General features: G+C 71.0%; 13 protein-coding genes and 1 pseudogene. 9 read left to right on the top strand and 5 right to left on the bottom strand.

Going from position 1 to position 11915, the window contains the following annotated elements:
- The first annotated feature begins 11 nt into the window (after nucleotides 1-11).
- Complete coding sequence (locus ACWEKM_RS01320; RefSeq protein ID WP_451619078.1) at nucleotides 12-395, top strand: hypothetical protein; 384 nt, start codon at nucleotides 12-14, stop codon at nucleotides 393-395.
- A gap of 118 nt (nucleotides 396-513) precedes the next feature.
- Here ACWEKM_RS01320 and ACWEKM_RS01315 read toward each other — a convergent pair whose 3' ends face one another.
- Together ACWEKM_RS01315 and ACWEKM_RS01310 are read right to left on the bottom strand one after the other, a co-directional pair.
- Nucleotides 514-1638, bottom strand: a complete 1125-nt coding sequence (locus ACWEKM_RS01315; RefSeq protein ID WP_451619077.1) for a GNAT family N-acetyltransferase — start codon at nucleotides 1636-1638, stop codon at nucleotides 514-516.
- Nucleotides 1639-1777: 139 nt separating this feature from the next.
- Nucleotides 1778-2422 carry an HD domain-containing protein gene (locus ACWEKM_RS01310; RefSeq protein ID WP_451619076.1) on the bottom strand — a complete coding sequence of 215 codons (645 nt, stop codon included), beginning with the start codon at nucleotides 2420-2422 and terminating at the stop codon, nucleotides 1778-1780.
- Nucleotides 2423-2807: 385 nt separating this feature from the next.
- On the opposite strand from ACWEKM_RS01310, the gene ACWEKM_RS01305 reads away from it, so the two are divergent.
- Both ACWEKM_RS01305 and ACWEKM_RS01300 read left to right on the top strand, forming a co-directional pair.
- A complete protein-coding gene (locus tag ACWEKM_RS01305; protein ID WP_451619075.1) occupies nucleotides 2808-3476 on the top strand; it encodes a maleylpyruvate isomerase family mycothiol-dependent enzyme in 669 nt (222 codons plus the stop codon).
- 96 nt (nucleotides 3477-3572) lie between these two features.
- Nucleotides 3573-4289 (top strand): copper homeostasis protein CutC, encoded by a 717-nt coding sequence (locus ACWEKM_RS01300; RefSeq protein WP_451619074.1) that lies wholly within the window; start codon nucleotides 3573-3575, stop codon nucleotides 4287-4289.
- Nucleotides 4290-4500: 211 nt separating this feature from the next.
- On the opposite strand, the gene ACWEKM_RS01295 is transcribed toward ACWEKM_RS01300, so the two are convergent.
- Both ACWEKM_RS01295 and ACWEKM_RS01290 read right to left on the bottom strand, forming a co-directional pair.
- Nucleotides 4501-4716 (bottom strand): DUF397 domain-containing protein, encoded by a 216-nt coding sequence (locus ACWEKM_RS01295; RefSeq protein ID WP_451619073.1) that lies wholly within the window; start codon nucleotides 4714-4716, stop codon nucleotides 4501-4503.
- Nucleotides 4700-5539, bottom strand: a complete 840-nt coding sequence (locus tag ACWEKM_RS01290) for a helix-turn-helix domain-containing protein (protein WP_451619072.1) — start codon at nucleotides 5537-5539, stop codon at nucleotides 4700-4702. The genes ACWEKM_RS01295 and ACWEKM_RS01290 overlap by 17 nt, the downstream gene beginning before the upstream one ends.
- A 225-nt stretch (nucleotides 5540-5764) precedes the next feature.
- Here ACWEKM_RS01290 and ACWEKM_RS01285 point away from each other — a divergent pair.
- The 6 genes and pseudogenes from ACWEKM_RS01285 (at nucleotide 5765) to ACWEKM_RS01260 (ending at nucleotide 9357) form a co-directional block, all read left to right on the top strand.
- Nucleotides 5765-6108 (top strand): annotated as a pseudogene (locus ACWEKM_RS01285) (hypothetical protein).
- Nucleotides 6105-6392 (top strand): DUF7848 domain-containing protein, encoded by a 288-nt coding sequence (locus tag ACWEKM_RS01280; protein ID WP_451619071.1) that lies wholly within the window; start codon nucleotides 6105-6107, stop codon nucleotides 6390-6392. Before ACWEKM_RS01285 ends, ACWEKM_RS01280 begins: the two are co-directional and overlap by 4 nt.
- A complete protein-coding gene (locus ACWEKM_RS01275; RefSeq protein WP_451619070.1) occupies nucleotides 6389-6517 on the top strand; it encodes a hypothetical protein in 129 nt (42 codons plus the stop codon). Before ACWEKM_RS01280 ends, ACWEKM_RS01275 begins: the two co-directional genes overlap by 4 nt.
- Before the next feature lie 240 nt (nucleotides 6518-6757).
- Nucleotides 6758-7648 (top strand): radical SAM protein, encoded by an 891-nt coding sequence (locus ACWEKM_RS01270; protein ID WP_451619069.1) that lies wholly within the window; start codon nucleotides 6758-6760, stop codon nucleotides 7646-7648.
- An 8-nt stretch (nucleotides 7649-7656) separates the two neighbouring features.
- The gene (locus tag ACWEKM_RS01265) at nucleotides 7657-8796 is read left to right on the top strand and encodes a methyltransferase domain-containing protein (RefSeq protein WP_451619068.1); all 1140 of its coding nucleotides are present in this window, start codon (nucleotides 7657-7659) and stop codon (nucleotides 8794-8796) included.
- Between the two features lie 45 nt (nucleotides 8797-8841).
- Nucleotides 8842-9357, top strand: coding sequence for a GNAT family N-acetyltransferase (locus ACWEKM_RS01260; protein WP_451619067.1), 516 nt, complete (start codon nucleotides 8842-8844; stop codon nucleotides 9355-9357).
- A 196-nt stretch (nucleotides 9358-9553) separates the two neighbouring features.
- Here ACWEKM_RS01260 and ACWEKM_RS01255 read toward each other — a convergent pair whose 3' ends face one another.
- A complete protein-coding gene (locus ACWEKM_RS01255; protein ID WP_451619066.1) occupies nucleotides 9554-11665 on the bottom strand; it encodes a HelD family protein in 2112 nt (703 codons plus the stop codon).
- Nucleotides 11666-11915 lie beyond the last annotated feature (250 nt).

The raw sequence follows: 11915 nt of genomic DNA, 5'->3' as shown, positions 1-11915 counted from the left end.
ACAATGGGTCCATGGATCCGATCAGCCCGCTGGAACGCGCCCTGCACACGGCCCGCGCGCGCGTGCTCGCCGACCTGGTCGCGGGCGAGGTCGCCGAGGCGGACGTGGTCTCGCTGGTCGAGAACTCGGTCGTACAGCGCCGCTGGTGGGTCGAGCAGTGGCCGGACGGGGCGGCCTATGTGGCCGGACTGGTCGCGCAGGACGTACAGGACGCGCTCCTGGAGCGGTACGGACGCTGGCCGCTGTGCCCGGTGTGCGGCTCCGGCGACCCGCACGCGCTGGACGTCGAACCGGAACTCGGCCCCGACCCGCACTGGGTCTGCCACCAGGCGGGCGTGAAGGTCGCGGCGGTCGGCTCGCTGGGCCGGGCCACGGGCGGGGTGCCGTCCTCGTGAGTCTTCGTGAGCCACCCGTGACGGTTTTCAGGTGGCCGGGACGTGGTGCGGCTGCCGTGCGTGGCGGGGCCGCGTCGCTCGAAGGGGTGCGCGGGGCCGCGCCGCGCCAGGGGGGGCGTCAGGCCCGGCGGACGTAGAGCCGGAGCGAACGGTCCATGCCGTGCTCCGTGTACGCGGCCTCCTCCGCCGCCGCCCCGGCCCGGCTGAACCCGGCCCGGTCCAGCACGCCCTGCGACGGCAGATTGCCGTGGTCGACGCGCGCGAACAGCAGATCCACGTCGTCCCGGGCCAGCGCCCACCGCGCCAGCGCGCCCAGTGCCTCGGTCGCGTAACCCTGGCCGCGGGCGGCCTCGGCGAGGTCGTAACCGATCTCCACGCGGCCGTCCTCGTCCGGGGCGGAGTGGAAGCCCAGGCCGCCGACCGCCCGGCCGTCCTCCCCGCGGACCAGGACGAACAGCCCGAACTCGGGCCGGTGGGACCCGGATTCATACGCCTTGACCAGCATTCCGGCGGCGTCCCGGGTGCCCTGGTACGGCCCGCCCTCGATCCAGTCGAAGCCGCCGTCGCCGCCCAGCCGCAGATCGCGCGCGGCGGCGGGCCGCACGCCCTGGAGGGTGAGCCGCCCGGCCGGGACGACCAGGTTGTTGCACCAGCGCCAGTCGGTGACCGGGGCGCGGCCGGGCAGCTCGCCGCGGCCGGTCGCCCACAGCAGGGTCGGCCAGGGCGCCGAACCGGGCTGAACCTGCGGGAAGATGCAGGTCAGGACGGACTCGGCGAGTTCCGCCGGTGGTTCGTAGGGCAGCCCGAGACCCTCGGCCATGTCGTGCGTGTGCAGCAGCACCTCGGCGATGCCCATCGCGGCGAAGCCCGCGCGGTCCGCGCTGCGGAAGGGGTACGGGTGGAAGGCGCGCACCTCGCGCGGGGTGGTGCGGACGGTGCCGGCGAGCAGCACGCCGGTGGTCTCGATCACCTGGAGGACGCCGGTGTTGTCGGCCGCGTCCATGCCCTCGTCGCCCTCGCCGTCGAGGGTGATGTCGAAGGGGACGTACGCGTGCTGCGCCCGCCCCGCCAACTGCCCCGCGTACGCGATGAGATCGCTCGCGACATGCACGGCGGTCCGCCGGACGCTCCAGTCCAGCCGCCCCGCCCGCACCGCCGTCCAGTCCCGGTCCACCGCCGTACGCAGCGTAGCCACACAGCCCGCGACGGCCTCGTCCACCTGTTCCCCGCCCACTTCACACATGCGGCGCAGACTAGGTCATCGGATCGGCGAGCGAACCTGGTTTTCCGGTCGGCCGGCGTCGGCCCCGGCGACGACGCGGGACGCGGACGCACGGCGGTGCAGCCGCAGGGATTCCCGGCCCGCGGTCAGTCGCCCGAGGTCAGTCGGTGAGCAGTTCCAGTTCGGCGGAGAGGTTGTAGCGCGCGGTCGGCTCCCACGCGCGGCGCCCGTACGGCGTCCGGAACAGCTGGGGCAGCTCCAGCAATTGGCGCAGGATCGCGGCGCGACCGGCCCGGAAGGCGTCGTTCGGGACGAAGTGGTACTCCTCGCGGACGGCCGCGGTGTAGGCGGCGTACGCGGACGGCGGCGCGGCGAGGACCGCCAGGTCGGCGTCGCACAGCACCTGTCCGTCGGGGTCGTCCACGGCCGGGTCGTGGGTGACGGTGAGCCGGACCAGCCGGGCCACCTCGGCGGTCCGGTCCGCCGGGACGCCGGCCTCCGGGAGCGCCCGTTCGGCGAGGCGGGCCGAGCGCTCCTCGTTCTCGGAGCGGTCGGGGAGGTAGACGGCGTCGTGGAACCAGGCGGCCAGCCGTACGACGTCGGGGTCGTCGGCGTACTCCGCCAGGGTGTCGACGTGGTCCAGGACCGCGGTGAGGTGCGCGAGCGTGTGGTACCGGCGCTGCGGCTCCTGCCAGCGGGCGAGGAGCCGGTCGGCGTACGGCAGCGGGTCGGGGCCACCGCCGGGGCCGCGGGCTCCTTCCAGGGCCCGGGTCCATCGGGTGCGCAGCGCGTCGAGATCGGCCATGGCCCCATTCTGCCGCCGTCGTGCAGGGCCGCGGGACTGTGTCCTTGTGCGGCTGTGCTGCGTCCTTGTGCGGCTGTGCGGCTTGGGCGTGCCCGGCAAGGGGCGTGGGGAATTGCGCGCCCGGCCACGATGTACCCGCATGGATCGACGATGGAGTAGTCCCTCATCGATATCGGCCGACTCTGCGGAGTCCTGGCGTGGAGGGCGGTGTGACTGTGTTTTTTTGCGGCTGTGCCGCGTCCTTGTGCGGCTGTGCGGCTTGGGCGTGCCTCGCAAGGGGCGTGGGGAATTGCGCGCCCGGCCACGATGTACCCGCATGGATCGACGATGCAGCAGGCCCCTCATCGATATCGGCCAACCCAGCGGAGCGCCTAGCGTGGACGGTATGACCGAGACACACGAACCACGCGACCCCGAACTTCCCGGACGGCTGCTCGCCGTCGAACGCGACGCCCTGCTGCCGCTGTTGCGGTCCCTGTCCGACGTGGATTTCGCGCGGGCGATCGCGGCGTGCCCGGGGTGGACCGTACGGGATCTGCTCGCGCACTGTGCGACCGTGCTGACGCGGGTGGTGGAGAAACGCTTCGAACGGGGGGTGTTCTCGCCCGAGTCGAACGAGCGGGACATCGCCGAGCGGGCCGAGCGCACGCACGCGGAGGTCGTCGACGAACTGGAGCGCGGGATGACCGACGCCGGGCCGGTGATCGCGCGGGCGGGCGGGGTGCTGGACATGATCGCGCTCGGCGAGTGGGTGCATGCCGGCGATCTGCGCGACACGTTCGGCGTGCCGGGCGCCTACGCCGGGCCGGGGACGCCGTACGCACTCACCCTGCTGGCCCGGGTGACCCGCGAGAAGGGGCATCTGCCGGTGCACGCCGACCTGGACGACGTGGACGAGCCGCTGCGGCTGGGGGCGGCCGACGGGGTGCGGACCCCGGCCCGCTTCATCGGGGACAGCGCCACACTGGTGCGGCTGTACTCGGGCAGGGCGCTCGACGGGGCGTCGTACGAACTGGTGGGAGCGGTGGCACAGGAGATGTGCATCTTCGGCTGACGGGGGCGATCTCGCGGGGCCGGGGCAGGCGGGCGTACCCTTCAATTGGACTAGACCTGTAGTCGCTCCAGGGGAACACCGCCGGAAAGGGGTCCTATGAGCACGCGTGCAGTCCTGGAGGTGATCGCCCTCGGTGTCGAGGACGCGGTCGCCGCCCAGGCCGGAGGCGCGGACCGCCTCGAACTGGTCACCGACATGGCGGCCGACGGGCTGACCCCGTCGGTGACGACCTTCATCGGGATCCGTGCCGCCGTCGACATCGACCTGCGCGTGATGCTGCGGCTCGCCGACGGGTTCGCGGCCGGCGGACCGGAGGGCCTGGACCGGCTGGTGCGGGCGGCCCGGGAACTGCGCTGGGCCGGGGCCGACCAGTTCGTGCTCGGCTTCCTGGACGCCGGCGGCGGACCGGACCTGGGCGCGGTGGAGCGGATCGTCGCCGAACTGGACGGTTGCCCGTGGACCTTCCACCGCGCGATCGACCGGGCCGCCGACCGCGACGCCCTGCGCAAGCAACTCGCCGACCTGCCCGGCCTCGACACCTACCTGACCGCCGGTTCGGCGGCCGGCGTCGACGACGGACTGCCCACGCTGCTCGCGGAGGCCCGGCGCGGACAGGAGCCGGGCTACGAGCCGACCGTCATGGTCGGCGGCGGCCTGCGCCTCGACCACGTCCCGACCCTCCGCTCCGCCGGCATCACCGCCTTCCACATCGGCGGCGCGGCCCGCCCCACCGGCTGGTCGGGCCCGGTGTCGCTCCGCTCGGTGACACGGTGGCGCCGCACACTGGACGGCACGCGGGTTCGCGGTTTCTAACCTTCTTACGCACCCCCCGGTACTCACCAGAAACGCACAGGTCAACCGGCCTGTTGGACTTCCAACCCGCCTTGTCCACCCCTCGGCACTGGTGACAGATACGGGAAGCGGACGCGCGGGTTGCGGCCCCTGTGGGTGCTGCTCCGTGCACCTCTATGACGGCGGCCCCCGCCGTTTGGCGAGGGCCGGATACTCGGGGCTGCTGCGGGGCTCAGGCGGGGAACTCCCCGCCCTTGACGGCGCCGACGAACGACGACCAAGCGGCTGTCTCGAAGATGACCGCGGGGCCGTGCGGATTTTTGGAATCACGGACCGGCACGCCTTCGAGGTATCCGTCTGATACCTCGATGCAACCGCCATCCTGGTTCTCGCTGTAGCTGGACTTGCGCCAGTCGGACAGAGTTTCTGCGTCAGGAATGGTCTTCAATTTCGTACTCTTTCAAGTATTTGCGGATCAGATCGATTGATTCGTCGTCCGTGAGGGCCAGAGAGCGAGCCATGTCAAATTGGTGCGTCAGTTTAAGGACCTTTCTCGGGGCCTCCACCGCCTCACCGGTGCCGAAGCTTTCGACCCCGGCGATAGTCGTGCCATCCGGCAGAGTGTGCAAGGTCAGGCTTCCTCCAAGCATGGGGTGTGCTCCCTTGTCGAAGGGGAGAATCTGCACTGTTATGTGCGGCTGGGCCGCGAGTTGCAACAGATGCTCCATCTGTTCAGCCATGCACTGTCGTCCCCCGAGCGGGCGCCTGAGTGCCGCCTCGTCCATGATCCCCCAGTAGGAAGGTGGTTCTTCTCGATCCAGGATCCGCTGTCGCTTCATGCGGAAAGCGACAAGCTCGTTGATCTGATCCTCGGTCTGCGTCAGCTTTCCTCCCCGGAACGCTGCTCGTGCGTATTCCGGAGTCTGTAGCAGAGCAGTGATGTGGCTGCTGTTGAAGACCTGGATGCGTTCGGCCTCCGGCTCCTTGTTGATGACTTTCCGGCCGTAATCCGGAATCAGCGCATCGTGTGCCAACTCCAGCAGTTCGGCGAGTACCCCGTCAGTGTCGAAGAACTCGTCCAGAGTGTTGACCAGCGCTTCCGACGGGAGTTGTTCTCCGAGTTCCACTCGGCCCAAATAGCTGTGTGAGTAGCCTCCCACACGTTCGGACAGTTGGCGGAGGGACAGGTCTGCCCGTTCGCGGAGTCGACGCAGTCGCCTGCCTAGTCTGACGCGTGGCGTGACCTTGGCGGCCTGGCTGTTGGGGTCCATTCGATCGAACTCCTTTTCGTGTCAATTCGCTGTCCATCCAGGGTGTTTGGTGACGGGCCGAGCGTGCACCTGGCGGACCTTATCGGCCAATGTTTGTGATGGTCGGAATGCAACGCGTAACTACCCGCCCGACGGGTGCGCACACACGAAATGTACGGAGTGACCATGACGCAGCAGACAGAGGAACGGCCCCCGGAGCGTGGGGCGCTGGTCTACGACCCGGCGATGCGCAAGGTGGGTGAGTACCAGGCCACGGCGGGGCCGTACGCGATGCTGCGCCCCGTGGGCGGTGGTCGCGAGTGGCAGGCCGACCCGGCGCAGATCCGCCCGGTCACCGTGGCGGAACGGCTGAGCGCCGGCGTCAAGGCGGCCAACGACCGTGCCAGGCGGCCGGTGTGAGCGCACTGGGCTTCGATGCGAGCCGTCCGCCCGTTCCGGTCCCCGGCTGTGCGACGTGCGCCGACCTTGCCTGGCAGCGCGAAGCCGCGCGCGCCGAGTTCGACCGCAGCAAGGAAACGGATGCCAACGTGTTGATGCGTCAGCACCAGCGACAGGAGCATCGCGAATGACCCGCCGGACGTTCCGGTACCTGCCGTTCACGATCGTGCAGGACGCGACAGCAGAGCCGGAGTACGCGGCGCGCTGCGTCTCGGGGATTGAATCCGAGTACGGCGCCGAGTCCGGCGTATGCCACGACTCGGGAGAGGTCGAGGAATGGCAGCGCAAACACACTCAGGAGACCCGGTACACGCGCTACCGCCGGAACTTTGCGGACTACGCGGCCATGGAGCCTCCGGACGGTTTTCCGGCCGGACTCGAACCGGCACGCGTCGCGCGGGCGCGCACGTCATGAGGCGCTTACGTGGCTGGAAGGTCACCACCGACGGCGCCTTTTGGGGCGGCGTGCTCATGGTGAGCAGCGTCGGCGGGCTGCTGGCCGTGATCGTCGTAACCCTCGTTCAGCACCCCTTCCCGTGAGGGCGCACGTCCCCACCCATAGCCCCCCGTCTCTGCCGGGCGTAGCCAATCGAGATGTTCCCCCTACGTCCCGGAGAAGCCCCCGCAGAGACGGGCCTCAGCGCCCGGCCCCGGTGAACGTGTTCAAGGCAAGACCGCGCTGGGGCCGGGCCGGGTAGACCCTCGCCGGGCAGCACCCGCGCGAGCGTCCGCCCATGGCGGACCGTATCGGATCAGCACAACGACACCAAGGGAGCGGCAATGAGCACCGTAATAGAGAGCCCGGCGGCGTCCCCGACGACCGCGCCGAGGGTCGTCGAGCTGGAGATCACGGGAGCCTGTCAGCTCCAGTGCACGCAGTGCTTTGCCGAGTCGGGGCCGAGCGGCACGCACGGCGCGCTGACGGCCGACGACTGGCGACGGGTGATCAGCGACGCGGCGGCACTGGGCTCGCGTGAGGTGCAGCTCATCGGCGGTGAGCCGACCATGCACCCGGCATGGGCCGAGTTGGCCGACCACGCGCTGAGCCTCGGCCTTCAGGTCGAGGTCTACAGCAACTTGTTCCACATCAAGCCCGGTTGGTGGCGCCTGCTCGCCCGCGAGGGCGTGAAGCTGGCCACCAGCTACTACAGCGACCGCGCCGAGGAACACGACGCCATCACGACCCGACCGGGCAGCTACGAACGCACCCGGGCGAACATCACCGAGGCCGTACGGCGAGGTATCCCGCTGCGTGTCGGCATCGTGTCCGTCCTGCCGGGGCAGCGCGTGAGCGAGGCGCGTCGGGAGCTGGAAGCGCTCGGCGTGACGGCGATCCACACCGACCGCATGCGACGCCTCGGTCGTGCCTCGCTGCCCGAGGCGGGGGCGGACACGGCGGAGCTGTGCGGGCGGTGCGGGCACGGACAGGTGGCCGTCCTGCCCTCTGGCGAGGTGACGCCGTGTGTGATGTCGCGGTGGCTGACCACGGGCAACGTCCGGCAACGGGGCCTGGCCGCGATCCTGGGCGGCGAGGCATGGGCCGAGGCGCTGCGCGCGATTCCGGCCCGCGCCGACGGGGGCCCGTGTGACCCTGACTGCAAGCCCGCGTCGGACGGCGGCGACTGCTCGCCTGCGGAACAGGACGCGTGCGACCCGAAGTACGACGAGTGAGGCCGCTCATGAACTGGAAGCCCCATGCCGAACGGCTCGCGGTCGAGGTGACCCCGGCCGTCTCGCGGTGGCGGGAAGCGGTTGCCACCACCCCCAGGCACACCTTTGTACCCCGGTGGTGGGAACGTGCGGGCGGCGCCACGTGGGCGCTGCACGACGGGCCGACGGACGAGTCGGCATGGCTGCGCGCGGCCTACGCCGACACTTCCCTAGTGACCCGCATCGGCCCGCTGCACGCCGACCGGGCAAGCTCCGACGACCGGCCGCGAGGCGTGCCAACGTCGTCGAGCACCATGCCCGGCCTGGTGGTGCGGATGCTGCGCCACGGGCAGGTGTACGACGGCGCCGACCTCGGCCTGATCGGTACGGGCACCGGGGTCAGTACCGCCCTTGCCGCGCGTCGCCTGGGGGACAAGCACATCACAGCCATGGATGTGGACCCGTACCTGACCGAGGCGGCGACGGAACGTCTTGCCTCGCTCGGCATGTTCCCCCAGGTGGTCACCTGTGATGCCACGGGGCCGCTCCCGGGGGACTTCGACCGCATCGTGTCCATGGTGGCGCTGCGCAACCTCGCCGGTGTGACGGCCGCGCTGCGCCCCGGCGGGCGCCTAGTGACCACGCTCGCCCGCATGAGCGTGATCGTCACGGCCGACAAGTCCGTCGATGACGACGACGGCAGCGCGCGCGGGGTCGTCGAGTGGGACCGCGCCGGGTTCATGAGCACCCGGACCGGGGCCGACTACCCGCCGGGGACGGGCGAACTGTTCGAGGCCGTACGCGACCGCGAGGGCGAGCAGGTGACCGAGGGCCGCTATCCGGTGCTCAACGTCGCGGAGGCGTGGGACCTGCGCGCCATGCTCGAACTCGCCGCGCCCGGCATCGAAACCCACTACGAGGAACGCGGCGAGCAGCGCACGGCATGGCTCGTGCACGCCGACGGCTCATGGGCGCGCGCTTCGGCGACGTGGATCGACCCGCCCACGGTCCACCAGGGCGGCCCGCGGCGCCTGTGGGCGGCGCTGGAGCGCATCCGGCACCGGCTGAACGCCGAGGGCGGCCTACCGATCTACGGGAGCCGCGTGCACATCACGCCCGACGGCGTGTGCCACTTCACGCGCGGCAAGTGGTCGGCCTCCTACGGCTGACGACGCCCGCCCGCCTTCCACCCTTCAGGAGACGGAGTGTTCGCAATGCGCCCGGCCACAAGCGATGACATCCCCGCCGTTGAAGAAATGATCCTCGTCCGCTCCAACTGGCTGGAGGACCGCGGGCTTCCGAGCTGGCGGGAAAGCGCGTCTCAACTCGCGCGGCAGGCGGAGAATCCCGATGGTGACGTGTGGGTCCTCGCCGAGGACGACGGGCGAATCATCGGATGCACCACCGTCCAGGAACAGACACCCCCGTGGGGCTGGACGGAAGACGAGCTGAACGAGGCGGCTCACTACTTGTACTCGACCGTCACCGACCCTGCCTACCGTGACAAGAAGCCGGGAACCGTGATGGGGCTGTGGGCGGTGGACCGAGCCGCACAGGTAGGGCGCACATGGGTTCGCCGTGGCTGCCACTTCCCCGGGCTGGTGAGGTACAACGAGACCCAGGGCTTCAAGCTGGTGCACGAAGTGCAGCGCACCCACGCCAAGGTCTATCTGATGGGCCGCCGGGCCGAGCGCGTCACTGACCTTGATGAGAGGTTCCGGGCGCTGTAGAGGGCTCTGCCCACACCCGTGTGCCGGCGCGCCGACCGCTGGTGTGTCCCCTCGGTCGGCTGCATGTGGCCATGCGGGTTCGTGGTTGCTGCTCTGCCCCGGTCCGTTGTGATGGCCCTGTGCGCGGGCGGGTGCGGGGTTTCTTCCCCGCCGTTCCCGCCGTTCCCGGCTTTTCCGCCCGCGCGGTGTTCCGGTGTCAGGTCAGTTGGGGTGGGAGGGGGGCCGTGTGGGTGATGATCAGGCCCGATACCGCTCGGGTCAGGGCCACATACAGGCGGCGCAGGCCGGTGCGCTCGTCCGGTTCGGCGTCGACCACGGCCCGCGGCTCGTCGAGGACCACATAGTCGTACTCCAGGCCCTTGGCCAGGGACGCCGGGACCAGGGTCAGGCGGGTCTCCCGCGTCGTCTCCTCGCCCGGTGCCAGATAGGTGATCCCGGCCGCCGCCAGCGCCTCGGCCAGCGCCGGGACGCGCGCGTCGGCCGCGATCAGACCGGTCGAACCCTCGTTGCGCAGCAACTCCTCGCAGGCCGCGACCACATCGCCGGTGCCGTCGGCCGCGCGCAGGTCGAAGAAGCCCGGGTTCTCCCGGACCGACGCGACCGGCGTGAGGCCCGGCGCGATGTGCGGCAGTAGCCGGGAGGCGTACGCGATGACGTCCGTCGGCACCCGGAAACCCGCGGTCAGCTCCTCGACCACGCCGTCCCTCTTGCCCAGGTGCGCCAGCGCCTCGTCCCAACTCCGGGTCGCCCACGGCGTGGTGCCCTGCGCCAGGTCGCCGAGCACGGTCGCGCTGCCGGTCGTACAGCGGCGGCCCACCGCCCGGTACTGCATCGGGGACAGATCCTGCGCCTCGTCCAGCACCACATGGCCGAGCGAGTGCGTACGCTGCACGAGATCGGTGGCCTCGTCCACCAGCACGGCGTCCGCGGCCGACCACTTGGCCGACTTCACGCTGCGCACCGGCTTCGACCACAGCAGGGTCTTCTGCTCGTCCGGCGACAGCAGCCCGTCCGCGTGCGCCGCGAGGAAGTCCGCGTCCGTCAGCAGCCGCAGCACCAGCTTCGCCGGATCGACCGGCGGCCAGATCGCCTTGACCGCCGCCTTCACCGCGCTGTTGCGGGCCACCGCGTCCTGCACCCGGTCGTCCGGCGCCTCGCCCGACCGCTCCATCTGCACCAGCACGGCATGCGCGATGCGCTGCGGCAGGGCCTCGCGGGCGGCCCCGTACCGGATGTCCCGGGCCAGCAACTCGCGGACGATGTCCTCCAGTTCGTACGCCGGAACCCGCCAGCGCCGCGAACCCCGCACCACCACGACCGGCTCGGTCGGCATCGTCACCTGCGCATACAGGGCCCGCCTCAGCACCTCGGCCAGCCGTGCGTCGCCCTTGACGACCGCGGCCGCCGGCTCGTCCGTGCCGCGCACCTCCACCTGCCCGACCAGGTCGTCGACGGTGGCCTGCCGCACCGCCAACTCGCCCAGCGCGGGCAGCACTTGCTCGATGTAGTGCAGGAAGGACCGGTTCGGCCCGATCACCAGGGTGCCCGTGCGGGCCAGCCGCTCCCGGTGCGCATACAGCAGATAGGCGACCCGGTGCAGGCCGACGGCGGTCTTCCCGGTGCCCGGACCGCCCTGGACGCACACCGTGCCGCCAAGACCGGAGCGCACGATCTCGTCCTGCTCGGGCTGGATCGTGGCGACGATGTCCCGCATCGGGCCCACACGCGGCCGCTCGATCTCCTGCTGGAGCAGCCTGCTGGTGCGCGCCGCCTCCGCCGGGTCCGACAGACGCTCGTCCTCGTACGCCGTCAGATCGCCGCCGGTGTAGCCGAAGCGGCGGCGCAGCGCGATCTCCATCGGGTCCTTCTTGGACGCCCGGTAGAACGGCTGCGACACCGGCGCCCGCCAGTCGATGACCATCGGATCGCCCTCGGCGTCGTGCACATGCCGCCGCCCGATGTAGAACCGCTCGCCCGCCGCGCCCTCGGCCCGGTCCGCGCCGTCGGGGTCCTCCCGCTGGAGCGAAGCCGGGAGTGGGGGAGGGGTCAGATAGTCGAGCCTGCCGAAGAACAGCGGGGTGTCGCTGAGGTCGGCCAGCGCCTTGATGCGCTCGTCGATCTGGTGGGCCAGCGCCTCGGCGTTGACCCAGTTCGCGGTGACGTCGCGGATGTCGAGGGACTCGACGTCCTCACGCATGGAGCGCAGGGCGGCGCGGGACTCGGCGAGGTGGGAACGTTCCCGGGCGAGCGGGTCGGCCGGCGGATCGTCGAGTGGGTCGTCCAGCGGATCGCGGGCGGGCGTGGACAAGGTGGTGCCTCCGGTCGGACTGCTGCATGGGCGGGTGCACGGACAGTGCGCGCACGGGCGCGCCTGCGTGACGGGGAGCCGTCCGGTTTCCGGCCGGACGGCGGCACTCCGGGAGGGAGGCGGGCAAGAGCGGAGATTCTAATGACGAGGCCCGGTCGGAAGCCAATGCATTTACGCCCCCGGCGGAAGCCGCTGATCTTGAACGCTCCCCGGCGGAAGCCGCTGCTTCTGCGCTTGCCGGCGGAAGCCG

It is taken from the genome of Streptomyces sp. NPDC004752, from assembly GCF_053601275.1.
Note: the sequence above shows the minus strand (reverse complement) of the source record. Positions and strands in the feature narration are given on the sequence as shown.